The sequence below is a fragment of the Roseateles chitinivorans genome (assembly GCF_050632235.1).
GTDB lineage: Bacteria > Pseudomonadota > Gammaproteobacteria > Burkholderiales > Burkholderiaceae_C > Roseateles > Roseateles chitinivorans_A.
Genome location: NZ_CP192584.1, coordinates 5,133,472 through 5,146,575, shown reverse-complemented (window position 1 = coordinate 5,146,575; position 13,104 = coordinate 5,133,472). Strand labels below are relative to the sequence as shown.

Genomic DNA, 13,104 nt, shown 5'->3' with positions numbered 1-13,104 from the left:
GGATAGAGGTACGAGATGAACGCCTTGCCATGGCCGCAGCGGCCGGAAGCGTTGCTCTCGGCGGCGCGCATGGCCGCTGAGCGCCTGCGAGTCGTTCGTGAGGAGACAGGTGCCGTGTGCGGCGAGGGCCTCGACAAGTGCGAGCGGTGGCTGGCTGGCGAGACCGTGGAACCGGCAGAGCTGGCCTGGTACCTGGACGCTGACGAGGAGCAGAACCCTTGGTTGCGCGAATCGCTGTTCAAGGACGATCCGGAGACGCTCCGCGCGCTGGTGTTCGTCACGATGGTGATCGGCTATGTCGCTCACTTCGTGTACGTGCAGGTCGCGGGGCAGGTCCAGATGCCCGAATCGATCGCCGAAGCCGGTGAAGGAATAGTTCCCGATCTGGTGGCATACGGTGCACCGTTTGGACTGACGATGAATCTTTGTCGTGGCTCATGACCGGACCCCTTGAGTCCATGTTCGAGTGCTTTGACCAACTCTGTCCCGCATTCGAGTCCACCGACTACTGGGCTGATGACGTCTTGCATCGCGCAGCGGATGCGCTGGACGAGTTCGGTCCGGCGGACTGGAAGGCCCTGAGCGAAGCTTGGAACAAGCGCGACGTAGTCTGGCTCCAGGGATGTGCGGAGGCGATGTCGTCTTCGGAGTGTCCGAACCAGGTGGCGCCGCTGTTGCTCAACATGTTTGATCACGGGGATCCGTTGGTGAAACTGGCTTGCTTCGATGCGATCTACCACCTCGTTGAATCGCACCCGGCGGCGCTCGCCAGTCTCCGCCAGCCCATCCTCAGGCTTGCGGAGCGCGCGGTCGCGGTGCCTGGCGTCTCTCGCTTCGGCATCGAGAATCTTCGCGATCGCCTTGCAAATGCCGCGCAGAAACATGCATGAACAGGCCCGCGCCGTTCAGGACAGAAGTGTCAGGTGAAGCCTGTGGTCATGGAGGGACGGACACATGAAGCAAGAGAGATTCGAAGAGATTCGCGACAACTGTGAAGGGATGGAGTTGGATGCGGTCTGGGCCCATCTGGAAGAGGATGGCGGGTCCTACGAGGAGCGCAAGCGGCTGTTCTTCGAGGTGCTCAAACGGCTTGTGGAGGAAGGGGACATGAGGCTGATGGTGCTGTTCACCGACGAGCGATTGCCGGGCGACGTGGACCAGCAGGTAATGTCCATCATCAAGGCGATGCCCGAATCGGAGGAGACGTTGCAGCGTGGTCTCTGGTTCCTTGAACCACACTGCCCTGGCGGCTCGTCTTGGACGCCGCGTCTAGATGCTTCGCCGGCCGTCCGGGAGCGGAATCACGACGTGGGTCCTAGATCGAGGAACTCGATATGAAATTCACCGCGAACTATCACCCTCATTCGGCCGTGTTTGCTCAGATGAGCAAGGACGGCCTGCAGGAGTTTCATGAAGGGTTCCTGTCCAATGTTCCGTATTGTCTCGACGAGCTCTTCAGAAGGGTGTGGCAGTCCCCCGAGTTCTTGAGGTGGCAAGCCGACTTCAGTGCAGCCTCTCTCACCGGGCTCGTCCGATGGTTGAGGACGGCACTACGAATCGTCGACAGGGCAGGATGTGAGGGGCCTCTGCCGTTGGCCGGACAACAGCTTGAATCGTCAAGCGGGGTCGACTTCACCGATGAATCTCGCCAACTCATCGTTGCCGCTGGCATGTACTACGGCGAGGTGATGGTCAGACAGAGCGCGGGCGTTCGCTGGGAGCAGTCTTTGCGCAGTCGCAAAGATGCAGATTTCGGTCAGGCTGTGATTTCCGGAGATGTGGTCCGGCCGATCAATCCAGTTCGGGTGTTGACGTCGGTCGCCTTCGGACTGATGAACGGGACCGAGTCGGATGATGGGCTGCGCTGTGCATTCTCCTTTTGGCAAGAGAACATCGCTGGCTCGCGGGAGGCCATTGCTAAGGGAACGAAGGATGGCGACGAATGCCAATGAGCACCTTGTTGGTGTATGCCCGCGCCCTTGCGAATACCGCGCTGGTCTTCGAGTTCTCCGAGGACTCGCAGGTCGACCCCGATCTGGCCATCCAATCGCTCGAACAGATGGCGAGTGACCTCCAACGTCTGTCGCCGGACGATCAGCGCGCTCTGACGGAGGCCTTCAGAAACCTCTCCTCCGACTATGCGCATCCAGCTCACGCAGCGTTCGTCGCCGGGCTTGGTGGATCGCTGGGTCTGGCAGGCGGCGAGTGGGACTTGACGGATAGGGAGTGACAGTGGATCGAGCGAGATTCGAATACATCCGAGACAGCATTCAGGACATGGAACTCGATGCGCTTTGGGATTACGCGTTGGAAACCAGCGACGTATTCGAACAGCAGCGCGAGTTCTTCTTCCAGGTCCTTGAGCTGCTCCTTCGCGAAGGAGCCATCGACCTCATCGACATGCGGACCAAGGTTTCGATGCTGGGCGATGTGGACGAACAGCTCCGCGCCTACCTTGTTGCCTTTCCGAAGGATGCGCGAGAGATGGATGGCGGCATGTGGTTCTTTCGGGAGACCTGTCCAGGAGGTCCGCTTTGGCGGCCGGAGGCTCCCTGATATGCCCTCGCTAGCTCGTAGGCGTCCGCATGCAACGTTACGCTGGTGCTCGGCCAAAACCGTCCCTCCTACCTACTGCCGTCGACTGACGACCCTGCGCAGTACGCTGCGTTCGAGGGGGACGATGAGGACGAATTCGATGCCAGGCCTTGAGGGTTCCGCTGCTGAGGGGGGCCCGAAGGCAGAAATCTGGCACTGGCTCGACCACTGGCTGGGCGACCACCTGACCGTTGACCGCCTCACGCCGCACTTTCTTGTCACCGGGACCTCGTTGAGCCCAGCGGCGATTCGTCGAGTCGCTGTCGACTTCGTTCACGCCGGGCTGGTGTCCCGCATCCTGGATCTGCTTCCGGTGGGCATCCTGCATCAAGGCGGGGAGTTGGGCTTCGATGGTCCGCTGGACTATGTCCGGGAACTCGACGCGCACGACCCGTTCACCTTCGAGGCACTGTTCGATGGCAGGGCCGCCTGGGGCGGGCCTCAACTTGCACTGGGCGAGACGGGGAGGGCGCTCCTGATCGCATGCGGTCTTGAGTTCGGGGATACCCATGGTTCTGACGAGAAGGCGGTGCGGCGCAGAGGATTCCTGTTGGCGGCAGCGGAACGTCTGGAGGCGGTGGGTACCTCCACATCCTGGAAATTCCACGATGCGCCTGAGTGACAGCGCGTTCTCGCCGCGCCCGCATAGACTCCCCCGATGCTCACCGTCCACCACCTCAACAACTCCCGCTCGCAGCGGGTCCTGTGGCTGCTTGAAGAACTCGGGCTCCCGTACGAGATCAAGCACTACCAGCGCGACCCGAAGACGATGCTCGCGCCGCCCGAGCTGCGCGCGGTGCACCCGCTCGGCAAGTCGCCGGTGATCAGCGACGACGGCCTGGTGATCGCCGAATCCGGGGCGATCCTGGAGTACCTCGTCGATCGCTACGGTGAGGGCCGGTTCAAGCCCGCCGGCGGCACGCCCGACGCGCTGCGGTACCGCTACTGGATGCACTACGCCGAAGGCTCGGCCATGCCGCCGCTGCTGCTCAAGCTGGTCTTCGACCGCATCGAGCGCGCGCCCGTGCCGTTCTTCGTCAAACCGATCGCCAAGGGCATCGCCGCGAAGGCCAAGGCGACCTTCGTGCAGCCGCAGATCGACAACCACATGAACTACCTGGAAGGCGAACTCGGCAAGAGCCCGTGGTTCGCCGGGGCCGAGTTCAGCGCGGCGGACGTGCAGATGAGCTTCCCGCTCGAAGCCGCCGTGCAGCGCGGCGGCGCCACGGCGCGCCAGCCGCGCATCACCGAGTTCCTGAAGCGCATCCACGCGCGGCCCGCCTACCAGCGGGCGTTGGAACGCGGCGGTCCCTACGCGCTTGTGCCGTCCAAGTGACCGGAGCTACGCGGCAGTTGCTGCGTACTCGACGCTCAATGTGAAGCCGCACGCGGCGTCGAACATTCCTTCTTCCGCGAGCATCTCCAGCACCTCGCGCATGTTCGCCGGCACCTCAGCGGTACTGGCGCCTTGCGTGTAGGCGCTGCGGACGGCGGCCACGCTGCCGACGAGCATCTCGCTGTGCTCGTCACGTTCGATCAAGACGGTCAGGTTCATGCATAGCAGGATAGGCCGGCGCAAATCCTTCGGCTGCGCGTGGTGACGCGCGGAACCGACACGTCGCAGTCGAGGTTTCAGCGCGCCTGCCTTCAGCCCTGCTTCGCCAGGAACGCCGCCACCAACGCATTCGCATGCCCGTGGCCCATCGCGTGTTCCGTCTTCAGCAGCGCGACCAGTTCCATGTGCTTCATTGGCCCCACCGCCTTCAACACGCCCATCCAGTGAGCGATGGGCTGCCCGTACTTCTTCTCGATGGACGGGAAGTACGACGCGGGGCCTTTGACTTTCTCTTCGGTGGTCATGAATCGCTCCTTGATGGATGGTGATCATCGGGTCAGTGCGCTGACCTCATCCTCACGACGATCGGCCCGTGCCGTTTTCGACACGGTCTTCCCGGTCAACTGACCAGCGACCACAGCAAGGCCGCATTCGCCCCGGTCACCAGCACGAACAGCCCCCAGCTCAGCACCCGCACCACCGGCCCGTTGGCGAACTCGCCCATCACCGCGCGGTCGCCCGTCAGCCGGATCAGCGGCCACATCGCGAAGGGCAGTTGCAGGCTCAGCACCACCTGGCTCGCGACCAGCAGCTGCCCGACCGCCTTCTCGCCGAACCACAGCAGCCCGAGGAACGCCGGCACCAGCGCCAGGAAGCGCGTCGCCAGCCGACGCTGCCAGCACGGGATCTTCAAACGCAGGAAGCCCTCCATCAAGACCTGACCCGCGATCGTGCCGGTGAAGGTCGAGCTCTGGCCCGCCGCCAACAGCGCCACCCCGAACAGCACCGACGCGATCGATCCGCCCACCAGCGGATCCAGCAGGTGGTAGGCGTCCTGGATCTCGGTCACCTCGGTGTGCCCGTGCGCGTGGAAGGCCGTCGCGGCCAGGATCAGGATCGCGGCGTTCACCATCAAGGCCAGCGTCAGCGACACCAGCGTGTCGATGGTCGACAGCTTGATCGCATCGCGCTTGGCCGAGGGCGAACTTCCCACACGCCGCGTCTGAACGATCGACGAGTGCAGGTAGAGGTTGTGCGGCATCACCGTCGCGCCCAGGATGCCGATGGCCAGCAGCAGTGCCTTCGGGTCCTGCACCGCGACGCCGTTGGGCACGAAGCCTTTCGCCACCGCCGCCCAGTCCGGGCCGATCAGGAACAGCTGCACCGCGTAGCAGACGCCGATCGTCATCACCAGGCCGAGGATGATCGCCTCCACCTGCCGGAAGCCCCGGCCCTTCAGGCCGAGCACGATCACCGTGTCCAGCGCCGCGATGCCGACACCCGCCAGCAGCGACATGCCGAACAGCAGGTGCAGCGCCAGCGCCGTGCCCAGCACCTCGGCCACGTCGCAGGCGACGATCGCGAGTTCGGCCATCACCCACAGCGGCAGCCGCACCGCGGGCCGGTAGCGCTCGCGGCAGGCCTGCGCGAGGTCAAGACCCGACACCAGGCCGAGCCGCAGCGACAAGGTCTGCAGCAGCATCGCCGCCAGGCTGGACGCCAGCACCACCCACAGCAGCGCATGGCCGAAGCGCGAGCCGGCCTCGATGTCCGTGGCCCAGTTGCCCGGGTCCATGTAGCCGACCGAGACCAGCAGGCCCGGCCCCGCGACCCGCAGCAGCCGCTTCCACAGCGGTGCGCCCTCGCGGAGATCGATCGAGCCGTGGACCTCGGACGGGCAGAAGGGGGCGGTGGCGGTGGTGGGCAGGCCGAGCATGGACGGATTCTCTTCGGACTCGGCGACGGCGGCGTGGCAGGCCGCCAATGCCCGTCAATCGCGGCGCGAGCGGGAGGAGGGCGCGCGCGGGGAGGGCGCTGGCGTCGCGAACCAGCGGCGGCCGCCGTAGTCCAGCGTCAGCAGGCGGTCGCCGAGGACTTCCAGGCCCAGCACCACGGTCAGGCCGGCCGGCGGAATGAAGGAAGAGGCGCAATGCGCCGGGGTCAGGTCGTGCACGTGCGCCTCGCTGAGCCGGACCCGGACCTGGCCGGGCGCGACCTGGCAGCGCGCGGCGCCGTCCTCGCGCGGGGCGTCGAAGGCCGCCGGCTCGGCGCCGGACAGCTTCAAGGCGGTTTGCCAGTCCGCGACGTCGAGGAACACCGCGCCGAAGGAAGCCGCCCCGGTATCGACCAGCGCGCGTCGCCGGCCGAGGCCCTCGATGTCGATCTCGATGATCGGCAATGCGCCGGTGCTGCCTGGCGGGGTCAGGACCTCCATGGCGCCGCCGGAGGCCAGCGCTCCGGGCGTCAGTCCCGAAGACGGCAGCAAGCGCAGGCGCCCGCCCTTGAGATCGAGCTGCAGCGCCTGTCCGACGAAGAACCCGCTGCCGATGTCGCCGACGAGCCCGCACCTGCTGTCATCCTCATCCGTGCCCGAGGGCGGCGTGGATGCCGCGCGAGGACCGTCGCGAAGGAGCTGGTCGACCGCCGACTCGTACGCCGCGACGTCCCGCGCCTCGTTGCTGCGGGCGCGGACGCGGTAGTCGGCACCGGTGTCGAGCTGCAACCGGCATGTCCGGCCGTCGACGACGACCGGAACGACGAGGGCGGCGTGCGGCACGCGCTTGCCGCCGAGCGTCGCCTCGTACCAGTCGAAGGGCACCCAAGGTCCGGCGAGCGCCGGCATCGACGCCAGCCCCGTCAGGACGAGCGCCAGCGCCACCCACGCGGCCCGTTCTTTCGTTGTCGTCATGGCTCCCCGCCGATGCATTCGTCGTGGGCGCGATTATTGGGGCGCTGCGAGCCCGCCGCGGACCACCGCTATAGTCCCGCCTCCTTCGCATTCCCGCCTTGTCCTGTCGCGAACCATGCCTTTGGCCGACATCCGCGCGGCGATAGCCGCCGAGTTGGCCGCGACGCCCGAGTTCTACGATTTCCGCGTGCTCCGCAGCACGGCGGACGGCGCGCTCTGGCGCGTGACGCTCGAGCCCGACTACGTCTACGCCGAGGGCCAGCGGCCGGGGCAGGCGTCGGCCCACACGCTGCTCGACGAGCGGCTCGAAGGCGCGTCCGCCTGGTGGGGCGCGCCGACCAAGGGCAGCGCGAGCGTGCGCGCCGTGGTCGTCGAGGACGACCAGCTCGTGCTCCAGAACGCGAGCGCCCCGCCGCCGGGCGAGGGCCACCTCCTGCGCCTCTATCCGCCGCGTTTCCTCAATGCCGTCGCCGACGCGTGGCGCGACGACGCCTGGGCACGCCGCGCCGCCGACTGCTGGCCGGGGCTCTCGACGCCGAGACCCAGGGCCGATTCGCCCACGCTCGACGGCTCGCCGTTCCGCTGGCTGCGGCCGGCGCAGCGCGAGGCGCTGAAACTCGTCGGCTGTCACGACGCCTTCCTCTGGGGCCCGCCCGGCACCGGCAAGACGACGACGCTCGGCGTGCTGCTCGCCGAGTACCTCGACCGTCGCCCCGGCGCGCGCGTGCTGCTGCTGTCGACGACCAACCACGCCGTCGACCTCGCGACGCTCGCCGTCGACAAGGCGCTGCAGAAGGGGCGGCGCGAGCCCTCAGATCGGCGGTCCAGCGGCTCGGATCGCGCTTCGATGCCGAGGCCTACGCCGGACGGGGGCATCTGATCCCATCCTCGGGCCTCCCGTCGCCGCAGGTGCTGGCGCAATGCCGGCTCGCCACGATGACGACGACGCGCGCGGCCTTCACGCTGAAGACGCTGCGCGAGCTCTCCCCGATGGCGAAGCGCCGTTCGACCTCGTCGTCTTCGACGAAGCCAGCCAGGTGAGCCTGGTCCATGCGCTGGCGCTGATGCCGCTCGGTCGCGCGCGTCTCTTCGCCGGCGATCCGCAGCAGCTCTCGCCGGTGCTGCGCAGCGAGGACCGCCTCGCGCGGCACTGGCTGGGGCGCTCGCCCTTCGCGGCGATGCCGAAAGGCGGAGCGGGGGAGCGGGCGGGCAGGGCGCCGCGGCCGTCGCGGCCGTCGCGATGCTCGACGAGCAGTCCCGCATGGCCGCACCGATCGGCGCGCTGGTCAGCGACCTGTTCTACGACGGCGCGCTGCGCGTCGCGGCGGATGCGCTGGCGTCGGAGGACTGGCAGCGGGCGCGCGCCCGCGCGCTCGGCGACATCCCGGCAGACGTCCACGTGAAGGTGCACCGCATCACCCGCGAGGGCTTCTGGTCCGCGAAGGACCGCGGCCCGATCCGGCGTGAATCCGCCGATGCGATCGCGGCCCTCATCGCCCAGGCGCTCGCGAGCGGCGACTGGGCGCCGCACGAGTTCATCGTGCTGACGCCATTCCGCGCCCAGCGGGCGTTGATCCGCCAGCGGCTGGACGCCCTCGGCGTCGATGAGGGCGTGAAGGTCAGCACCGTGCACCGCGCGCAGGGCAGCGAAGCGCCGGTGGTGTTCTTCGACCCGGCCGACGGCACGCAGCCCTTCCTGAAGACGGAGGAGGCGCGCCGGCTGCTCAACGTCGCGCTGAGCCGCGCGCAGGCGAAGGTGGTGATCTGCCTCTCGTCGGCCGACCTGACCAACCAGGTGCTCGCGCCCATCGTCCATCGGATGCGTCTGGCCGGCGACCCGCGCGAGGCGGTGCCGTTGCTGACGCTGGCGATGGCGCCGGACTTCCCCTTCAACACGCGCGGCCTGCGGGTGGCGGCAGGCCGGCTCGTCGGGGAGGTCGACCGCATCGCGCCGGACGGCGCTCGTTTCTGGATCATCAACGAGAAGAGCGGCAACGAGGTCGTGATCGACGCCGGGTTCTGGCGCGACCGAGTGAGCGGCACGACCGGTACTAACGGCACGTGACAATACTCATCGGCAACACGCAGAGTGCCCGATGAGTCTCTTCAAGAAAATCTTCGACCGGTTTTCCACGTTGTCCCACGATCTCACGGCGGCTCCCGAGCATGCGGTGCTGATCCGCTTCCATTGCGGGCGCGCTGATCTCACTGCGCTGACCGCGTTGGAGGACGAGCTGACGCGCGCCGTGACCGGCGCGGGCGCCGGCCAGGTGGATGGGCATGAGGTTGCTGCGGGCGCTGGCGAGGCAACGATCCATGCCTACGGCAAGGACGCCAACGAGCTGTTCCGGTCGATCCGTCCCGTGCTGCTGGCGGCGAGCTGGCTGGACGAGGCGCGGGTCACCCTTCGCTACGGGCCCCCGGAGGACGGCATCGCAGAGAGCGAGGTCGTGGTCCGGCCGCAGAACTTCCCGTTCCCGATCGAGACGATGCCGGGCGACCGCGCGCTCGAGCGCTGGCACGCGCTGCATGCAAAAGGCGGCTGCACGCCGGTCATCCTTGGCGACCTGGAGGACCGTGAGCAGCTCTGGGAGGGATGGGACATCGACGCGTCGCCCATCGATGAACTGCTGGCCCACGCGGAAGAGATCGACGCGATGGCCTGGCTGCGCACGCGCGAAGAGACCGCGCGCCTGGCCGAGTTCTCCGGCGGGGTGTGGCCAACGGTCAAGCCGCCGGCTTCGCGGACGTTGCGCCTGCCTTTCTCCGGTACCGGCACGCCGCGCTCGGGGATCGGCGTGGCCCTCCTGCCGACGTCGAAGCATTGGGAAGCCGCGGCCTGGCTCAGGTTCGGCGGCTGGAACGACTGCCCGACGCCTCCAGAACACGTGGCCCTCTGGCGCTCATGGGCGGATCGTCATGGCGCCCGAGTGGCTGGCGTCACGGGCAGCGTCGTCGAGTTCGTCGTCGATCGGCCGCCTCGTACGGCGGACGACGCCCTGGCACTCGCTCGCGAACACTTCCTGTACTGCGAGGATCTGCTCATCCAAGGCCACGGCACGCTGGAAGGGCTGGCGGCCGCGCTGCTCGATGCGCCGGTCTGGTCCTTCTGGTGGGATTGACGGCGCCAGAAACGACAACGCCCCAGGGCGGGGCGTGTCTTGTGCGTTCCCGAGGACCTGCCGGTCCTCGTTCAGCCGGTGGTCAGACCGGCACGCGGCGCAGCATTTCCACGCCGACGTCGCCGTTGGCGACTTCGCGCAGCGCGGTCACGCCGGGCTTGTTCTTCGACTCCAGCTTCGGCGCGTGGCCTTGGCTCAGCATGCGGGCGCGGTAGGTCGCGGCGAGCACCAGCTGGAAGCGGTTCGGGATCTTGGTCAGGCAGTCTTCGACAGTGATGCGGGCCATGCTGGTTCCTGAGGGGTCGGGGTTATTCGGTAACGTCGGCGATGAGGTCGAGCGCGCGGAAGACGGTCGACCGGTTGCGGCGTTGGGTCGCGTATTTTAGCCGCTGCGCCTGGACAATCGACTTCAGGTCGAAAATTGCCGTCTCGAACACGGCATTGATGACCACGAAATCGAAGTGTTTCGCCTGCGCGACCTCTTCCCGCGCGGTCTTCATCCGCTTGGCGATCACATCGTTGGCCGTGTCGCCGCGACGGATGAGGCGCTGCTTCAGTTCCTCCCAGCTCGGCGGCAGGATGAAGATCAGCACCGCGTGGGGGAACAGCTGCTTGATCTGCAGCGCCCCCTGGTAGTCGATCTCCAGCACGACATCGTCGCCGTGCGCCAGCCGGGCCTCGATCGCTGCGCGCGAGGTGCCGTACAGGTTGTCGTGGACCTTCGCCCATTCGAAGAACTCGCCGCGGTCGATCATCCCGCGGAACTCGTCCACCGAGACGAACAGGTACTCGCGGCCATGCTGTTCCTGGCCGCGCGGGTCGCGCGAGGTGTGCGAGACGGAGACGCTCAGCTTGGCGTCCAGCTCCAGCAGCGCCTTCACGAGGCTGGATTTGCCGGCGCCGCTCGGCGCGGCGACGACGAAAAGATTGCCCGGATATTCCATCCCTAGATTTTAGGGGATGCCAGGCGCTGTCCGTTCGGCGAGGCTGGGAGTTGGCCGCCGCCAAGCCACCGCAGGAGGAAGATCGGCGCATGGTCCCCGCCGCCCGCGACCCCGTCCGCATGCCCCGCTCCGGCGAATCGCCCGATGAACGGTTTGCGCTGGCGCGGCCGCTCGTTGGAACGCCCGGGCAGGCCTACGTCGAGCGTCGCGGCATCCCGCTGGCTGTCGCGCATGCCGCGGGCTTGCGTTTCGATCCGGACTGGGCCGGGCGACCTGCCGTGCTCGTCGCCTTGCACGACCGTGGGGGCGCGTTGGTGTCGGTGCATGGCCGCTACCTCAGCACGCTGCGCGGCCAGGACAAGATGCTGACGATCGGACCGGGCGGCGGTGTCGTGGACATCGGGGACGGCGGGCACGGCGGGGTCAGCCGAGACTGCGGGCCGCTGATCCTCGTCGAAGGCGTGTTCGACGCGCTGTCGCTCGCGGTCTGCGGTTGCGGCGGCGTGGCGACGATCGGGCGCTGGGCACCGTGGCTGCCCGAGGTCTGCGCCGATCGCCTCGCGTGGCTGGGCTTCGACGCGAACCGGCCCGGCGAGCGCGAGGCGGCTGCCTATGCGCAGCGACTGGCGCGCGTGCGCCGGCTCCCGCCGCCGCCCCGCTGCAAGGACTGGAACACGGCGCTGTGCAAGCGCGGTCGCGTCGAGGTCGCACGCTGGCTTCGCGACCGGCTCGCGGCCGCCGATACTTCGGCCTCATGAACGAGAAAACCCGCACCGAGATCTACGTCAGCACCGACGTCGAGGTCGACGGCCCGATCCCCGGCCCGCATTCGATGCTGAGCTTCGGCTCGGCCGCGTACCTCGCGGACAAGACGCTGGTGGCGACCTTCTCCGCGAATCTGGAGACGCTGCCCGACGCCGCCGGTCATCCCGACACGATGGCCTGGTGGGCGCAGCAGCCGGACGCCTGGGCGGCCTCGCGCACCGACCTGCGATCGCCGCAGGCCGCGATGGCCGACTATGTCGCCTGGCTCGAAGGGTTGCCCGGACAGCCCGTGTTCGTCGGCTATCCGGCGTCCTTCGACTTCATGTTCGTCTACTGGTACCTGATCCGCTTCGCCGGGCGCAGCCCGTTCAGCTTCTCCGCGCTCGACGTGAAGACGATGGCCATGGTGATGCTGCGGCGCGACTACCGCCGCAGCACCAAGAGCGCGATGCCCAAGCGCTGGTTCGACGACCTGCCGCATTCCCACGTCGCGCTTGACGACGCGATCGAGCAGGGCGCACTCTTCTGCAACATGCTCGCGGAGAGCCGCCAGCGCTGAGAGGCGTCAGCGCGAGGGCGCTCCCGGCGACCTCGTGCATCAGCGGGAGCGGACGTCGCGGGCCAGGGAGACAAGCTCATGGATCCGCGACTGCCGGCAACGATGTGCTTCCGCGTGACACGCTACTGCAATGCGCGCTGCGGCTTCTGCCTGGCGCCGCCGGACGGCGTGCATCCGGACGTCGGACTGCTGAAGCAGCGGGTGGACTGGCTCGTCGCGCATGGCATGCGGACGGTTCACTTCTGCGGCGGGGAGCCGACGATCCATCCGGGACTCGCGGAGTTGCTGGTCCACGCGCGGGCCAGCGGATGCGCCACGCGACTCACGACCAACGGCATCGCGCTGCCGGACGGGCTGCTCGCCGCGCTGCGTGCGACCGGCACGGCCGTGAAGCTGAGCCTGCACGGCGATCAGTCGCATCACGATGCGATCGTCGGGCGACCGGCCTTCAATCTGGCGAGCGCGCACCTGCGCGAGATGCTGGCAGCGCGCGTGCCGACGACGGTGCAGACGACCCTCGTCGCGGGCGGCGAATGGGTGCTCGACTGGATGGTGGATCACTGCCTCGCGCTCGGCGTGAGGCGGCTGAGCCTGCTGCCGTTCATCCCGCGCGGGAGCGGCGTGAAGACTGAGGATCGCTACGGCTTGACCACCGCGCAACGCACGCAGTTGCGCGAGCGGGTACGGCGCAAGCGTCAGGTCTTGCTGGGGAAGCTCGATGTGAGATGGCTCGACTTCGCGTCGCAGGCGCTGCCCGTCGTCGAGGCTGACGGCCGGGTGGTGATGGAGCGGGCGAGCGAGGCGCTGGATACGGTCATCGCCGTGATTCCAGGGCCTGTCGTGATGAGAAAGCGAGTGGCCGCGTAACTGCCATT

Annotated in this window: 21 protein-coding genes; 14 read left to right on the top strand and 7 right to left on the bottom strand. The window is 67.7% G+C overall.

Going from position 1 to position 13,104, the window contains the following annotated elements; all coding sequences use genetic code 11:
• Window positions 1-15: 15 nt before the first annotated feature.
• The 8 genes from ACQ859_RS23505 to ACQ859_RS23470 all read left to right on the top strand — a co-directional run bounded on the left by ACQ859_RS23505 (window position 16) and on the right by ACQ859_RS23470 (window position 3,931).
• Window positions 16-441 carry an Imm6 family immunity protein gene (locus ACQ859_RS23505; protein ID WP_431263011.1) on the top strand — a complete coding sequence of 142 codons (426 nt, stop codon included), beginning with the start codon at window positions 16-18 and terminating at the stop codon, window positions 439-441.
• A complete protein-coding gene (locus tag ACQ859_RS23500) occupies window positions 438-890 on the top strand; it encodes a hypothetical protein (RefSeq protein WP_431263010.1) in 453 nt (150 codons plus the stop codon). The genes ACQ859_RS23505 and ACQ859_RS23500 overlap by 4 nt, the downstream gene beginning before the upstream one ends.
• 64 nt (window positions 891-954) lie before the next feature.
• A complete protein-coding gene (locus tag ACQ859_RS23495; protein WP_431263009.1) occupies window positions 955-1,338 on the top strand; it encodes a DUF596 domain-containing protein in 384 nt (127 codons plus the stop codon).
• The gene (locus tag ACQ859_RS23490; RefSeq protein WP_431263008.1) at window positions 1,335-1,952 is read left to right on the top strand and encodes a hypothetical protein; all 618 of its coding nucleotides are present in this window, start codon (window positions 1,335-1,337) and stop codon (window positions 1,950-1,952) included. Before ACQ859_RS23495 ends, ACQ859_RS23490 begins: the two co-directional genes overlap by 4 nt.
• The gene (locus ACQ859_RS23485) at window positions 1,943-2,230 is read left to right on the top strand and encodes a hypothetical protein (protein WP_431263007.1); all 288 of its coding nucleotides are present in this window, start codon (window positions 1,943-1,945) and stop codon (window positions 2,228-2,230) included. The genes ACQ859_RS23490 and ACQ859_RS23485 overlap by 10 nt, the downstream gene beginning before the upstream one ends.
• A 47-nt stretch (window positions 2,231-2,277) precedes the next feature.
• Window positions 2,278-2,556 carry a hypothetical protein gene (locus tag ACQ859_RS23480; protein WP_431263006.1) on the top strand — a complete coding sequence of 93 codons (279 nt, stop codon included), beginning with the start codon at window positions 2,278-2,280 and terminating at the stop codon, window positions 2,554-2,556.
• 124 nt (window positions 2,557-2,680) lie between these two features.
• Window positions 2,681-3,217 (top strand): hypothetical protein, encoded by a 537-nt coding sequence (locus ACQ859_RS23475; RefSeq protein WP_431263005.1) that lies wholly within the window; start codon window positions 2,681-2,683, stop codon window positions 3,215-3,217.
• Between the two features lie 36 nt (window positions 3,218-3,253).
• The gene (locus ACQ859_RS23470; protein ID WP_431263004.1) at window positions 3,254-3,931 is read left to right on the top strand and encodes a glutathione S-transferase family protein; all 678 of its coding nucleotides are present in this window, start codon (window positions 3,254-3,256) and stop codon (window positions 3,929-3,931) included.
• 6 nt (window positions 3,932-3,937) lie between these two features.
• Here the strand turns inward: ACQ859_RS23470 and ACQ859_RS23465 are convergent, their stop codons facing one another.
• The 4 genes from ACQ859_RS23465 to ACQ859_RS23450 all read right to left on the bottom strand — a co-directional run bounded on the left by ACQ859_RS23465 (window position 3,938) and on the right by ACQ859_RS23450 (window position 6,839).
• Window positions 3,938-4,150 carry a hypothetical protein gene (locus tag ACQ859_RS23465; protein ID WP_431263003.1) on the bottom strand — a complete coding sequence of 71 codons (213 nt, stop codon included), beginning with the start codon at window positions 4,148-4,150 and terminating at the stop codon, window positions 3,938-3,940.
• 92 nt (window positions 4,151-4,242) lie between these two features.
• Window positions 4,243-4,455, bottom strand: coding sequence for a DUF4287 domain-containing protein (locus ACQ859_RS23460; protein ID WP_431263002.1), 213 nt, complete (start codon window positions 4,453-4,455; stop codon window positions 4,243-4,245).
• 95 nt (window positions 4,456-4,550) lie between these two features.
• Entirely contained in the window at window positions 4,551-5,867 is a 1,317-nt protein-coding gene (locus tag ACQ859_RS23455; RefSeq protein WP_431263001.1) for an Nramp family divalent metal transporter, read from the bottom strand.
• 54 nt (window positions 5,868-5,921) lie between these two features.
• Window positions 5,922-6,839, bottom strand: coding sequence for a hypothetical protein (locus ACQ859_RS23450; protein ID WP_431263000.1), 918 nt, complete (start codon window positions 6,837-6,839; stop codon window positions 5,922-5,924).
• A 115-nt stretch (window positions 6,840-6,954) separates the two neighbouring features.
• Here ACQ859_RS23450 and ACQ859_RS23445 point away from each other — a divergent pair, with 115 nt between their 5' ends.
• A complete protein-coding gene (locus ACQ859_RS23445; protein WP_431262999.1) occupies window positions 6,955-7,719 on the top strand; it encodes an AAA domain-containing protein in 765 nt (254 codons plus the stop codon).
• Here the strand turns inward: ACQ859_RS23445 and ACQ859_RS23440 are convergent.
• Complete coding sequence (locus tag ACQ859_RS23440) at window positions 7,697-7,990, bottom strand: hypothetical protein (RefSeq protein ID WP_431262998.1); 294 nt, start codon at window positions 7,988-7,990, stop codon at window positions 7,697-7,699. The two genes, ACQ859_RS23445 and ACQ859_RS23440, sit on opposite strands and share 23 nt — an antisense overlap.
• Window positions 7,991-8,079: 89 nt before the next feature.
• Here ACQ859_RS23440 and ACQ859_RS23435 point away from each other — a divergent pair, with 89 nt between their 5' ends.
• Complete coding sequence (locus tag ACQ859_RS23435; RefSeq protein WP_431262997.1) at window positions 8,080-8,904, top strand: AAA domain-containing protein; 825 nt, start codon at window positions 8,080-8,082, stop codon at window positions 8,902-8,904.
• A gap of 31 nt (window positions 8,905-8,935) precedes the next feature.
• Window positions 8,936-9,961, top strand: a complete 1,026-nt coding sequence (locus ACQ859_RS23430) for a DUF4253 domain-containing protein (protein ID WP_431262996.1) — start codon at window positions 8,936-8,938, stop codon at window positions 9,959-9,961.
• Window positions 9,962-10,043: 82 nt separating this feature from the next.
• Here the strand turns inward: ACQ859_RS23430 and rpoZ are convergent, their stop codons facing one another.
• Window positions 10,044-10,247, bottom strand: coding sequence for a DNA-directed RNA polymerase subunit omega (gene rpoZ / locus ACQ859_RS23425; RefSeq protein ID WP_058936171.1), 204 nt, complete (start codon window positions 10,245-10,247; stop codon window positions 10,044-10,046).
• A 22-nt stretch (window positions 10,248-10,269) separates the two neighbouring features.
• A complete protein-coding gene (gene gmk / locus ACQ859_RS23420) occupies window positions 10,270-10,905 on the bottom strand; it encodes a guanylate kinase (RefSeq protein WP_431262995.1) in 636 nt (211 codons plus the stop codon).
• 89 nt (window positions 10,906-10,994) lie between these two features.
• On the opposite strand from gmk, the gene ACQ859_RS23415 reads away from it, so the two are divergent.
• The 3 genes from ACQ859_RS23415 (at window position 10,995) to ACQ859_RS23405 (ending at window position 13,096) form a co-directional block, all read left to right on the top strand.
• The gene (locus ACQ859_RS23415) at window positions 10,995-11,663 is read left to right on the top strand and encodes a DUF7146 domain-containing protein (RefSeq protein WP_431262994.1); all 669 of its coding nucleotides are present in this window, start codon (window positions 10,995-10,997) and stop codon (window positions 11,661-11,663) included.
• Complete coding sequence (locus tag ACQ859_RS23410) at window positions 11,660-12,229, top strand: 3'-5' exoribonuclease domain-containing protein (RefSeq protein ID WP_431262993.1); 570 nt, start codon at window positions 11,660-11,662, stop codon at window positions 12,227-12,229. The genes ACQ859_RS23415 and ACQ859_RS23410 overlap by 4 nt, the downstream gene beginning before the upstream one ends.
• Window positions 12,230-12,307: 78 nt before the next feature.
• Entirely contained in the window at window positions 12,308-13,096 is a 789-nt protein-coding gene (locus ACQ859_RS23405) for a radical SAM protein (protein ID WP_431262992.1), read from the top strand.
• Window positions 13,097-13,104 lie beyond the last annotated feature (8 nt).

What these genes read in the sequence shown, in the direction of transcription:
- ACQ859_RS23505 (WP_431263011.1), top strand. Translation starts at nt 16, where the DNA reads ATGAACGCCTTGCCATGGCCGCAGCGGCCGGAAGCGTTGCTCTCGGCG.
- ACQ859_RS23500 (WP_431263010.1), top strand. Translation starts at nt 438, where the DNA reads ATGACCGGACCCCTTGAGTCCATGTTCGAGTGCTTTGACCAACTCTGT.
- ACQ859_RS23495 (WP_431263009.1), top strand. Translation starts at nt 955, where the DNA reads ATGAAGCAAGAGAGATTCGAAGAGATTCGCGACAACTGTGAAGGGATG.
- ACQ859_RS23490 (WP_431263008.1), top strand. Translation starts at nt 1,335, where the DNA reads ATGAAATTCACCGCGAACTATCACCCTCATTCGGCCGTGTTTGCTCAG.
- ACQ859_RS23485 (WP_431263007.1), top strand. Translation starts at nt 1,943, where the DNA reads ATGCCAATGAGCACCTTGTTGGTGTATGCCCGCGCCCTTGCGAATACC.
- ACQ859_RS23480 (WP_431263006.1), top strand. Translation starts at nt 2,278, where the DNA reads ATGGAACTCGATGCGCTTTGGGATTACGCGTTGGAAACCAGCGACGTA.
- ACQ859_RS23475 (WP_431263005.1), top strand. Translation starts at nt 2,681, where the DNA reads ATGAGGACGAATTCGATGCCAGGCCTTGAGGGTTCCGCTGCTGAGGGG.
- ACQ859_RS23470 (WP_431263004.1), top strand. Translation starts at nt 3,254, where the DNA reads ATGCTCACCGTCCACCACCTCAACAACTCCCGCTCGCAGCGGGTCCTG.
- ACQ859_RS23465 (WP_431263003.1), bottom strand. Translation starts at nt 4,150, where the DNA reads ATGAACCTGACCGTCTTGATCGAACGTGACGAGCACAGCGAGATGCTC.
- ACQ859_RS23460 (WP_431263002.1), bottom strand. Translation starts at nt 4,455, where the DNA reads ATGACCACCGAAGAGAAAGTCAAAGGCCCCGCGTCGTACTTCCCGTCC.
- ACQ859_RS23455 (WP_431263001.1), bottom strand. Translation starts at nt 5,867, where the DNA reads ATGCTCGGCCTGCCCACCACCGCCACCGCCCCCTTCTGCCCGTCCGAG.
- ACQ859_RS23450 (WP_431263000.1), bottom strand. Translation starts at nt 6,839, where the DNA reads ATGACGACAACGAAAGAACGGGCCGCGTGGGTGGCGCTGGCGCTCGTC.
- ACQ859_RS23445 (WP_431262999.1), top strand. Translation starts at nt 6,955, where the DNA reads ATGCCTTTGGCCGACATCCGCGCGGCGATAGCCGCCGAGTTGGCCGCG.
- ACQ859_RS23435 (WP_431262997.1), top strand. Translation starts at nt 8,080, where the DNA reads ATGCTCGACGAGCAGTCCCGCATGGCCGCACCGATCGGCGCGCTGGTC.
- ACQ859_RS23430 (WP_431262996.1), top strand. Translation starts at nt 8,936, where the DNA reads ATGAGTCTCTTCAAGAAAATCTTCGACCGGTTTTCCACGTTGTCCCAC.
- rpoZ (WP_058936171.1), bottom strand. Translation starts at nt 10,247, where the DNA reads ATGGCCCGCATCACTGTCGAAGACTGCCTGACCAAGATCCCGAACCGC.
- gmk (WP_431262995.1), bottom strand. Translation starts at nt 10,905, where the DNA reads ATGGAATATCCGGGCAATCTTTTCGTCGTCGCCGCGCCGAGCGGCGCC.
- ACQ859_RS23415 (WP_431262994.1), top strand. Translation starts at nt 10,995, where the DNA reads ATGGTCCCCGCCGCCCGCGACCCCGTCCGCATGCCCCGCTCCGGCGAA.
- ACQ859_RS23410 (WP_431262993.1), top strand. Translation starts at nt 11,660, where the DNA reads ATGAACGAGAAAACCCGCACCGAGATCTACGTCAGCACCGACGTCGAG.
- ACQ859_RS23405 (WP_431262992.1), top strand. Translation starts at nt 12,308, where the DNA reads ATGGATCCGCGACTGCCGGCAACGATGTGCTTCCGCGTGACACGCTAC.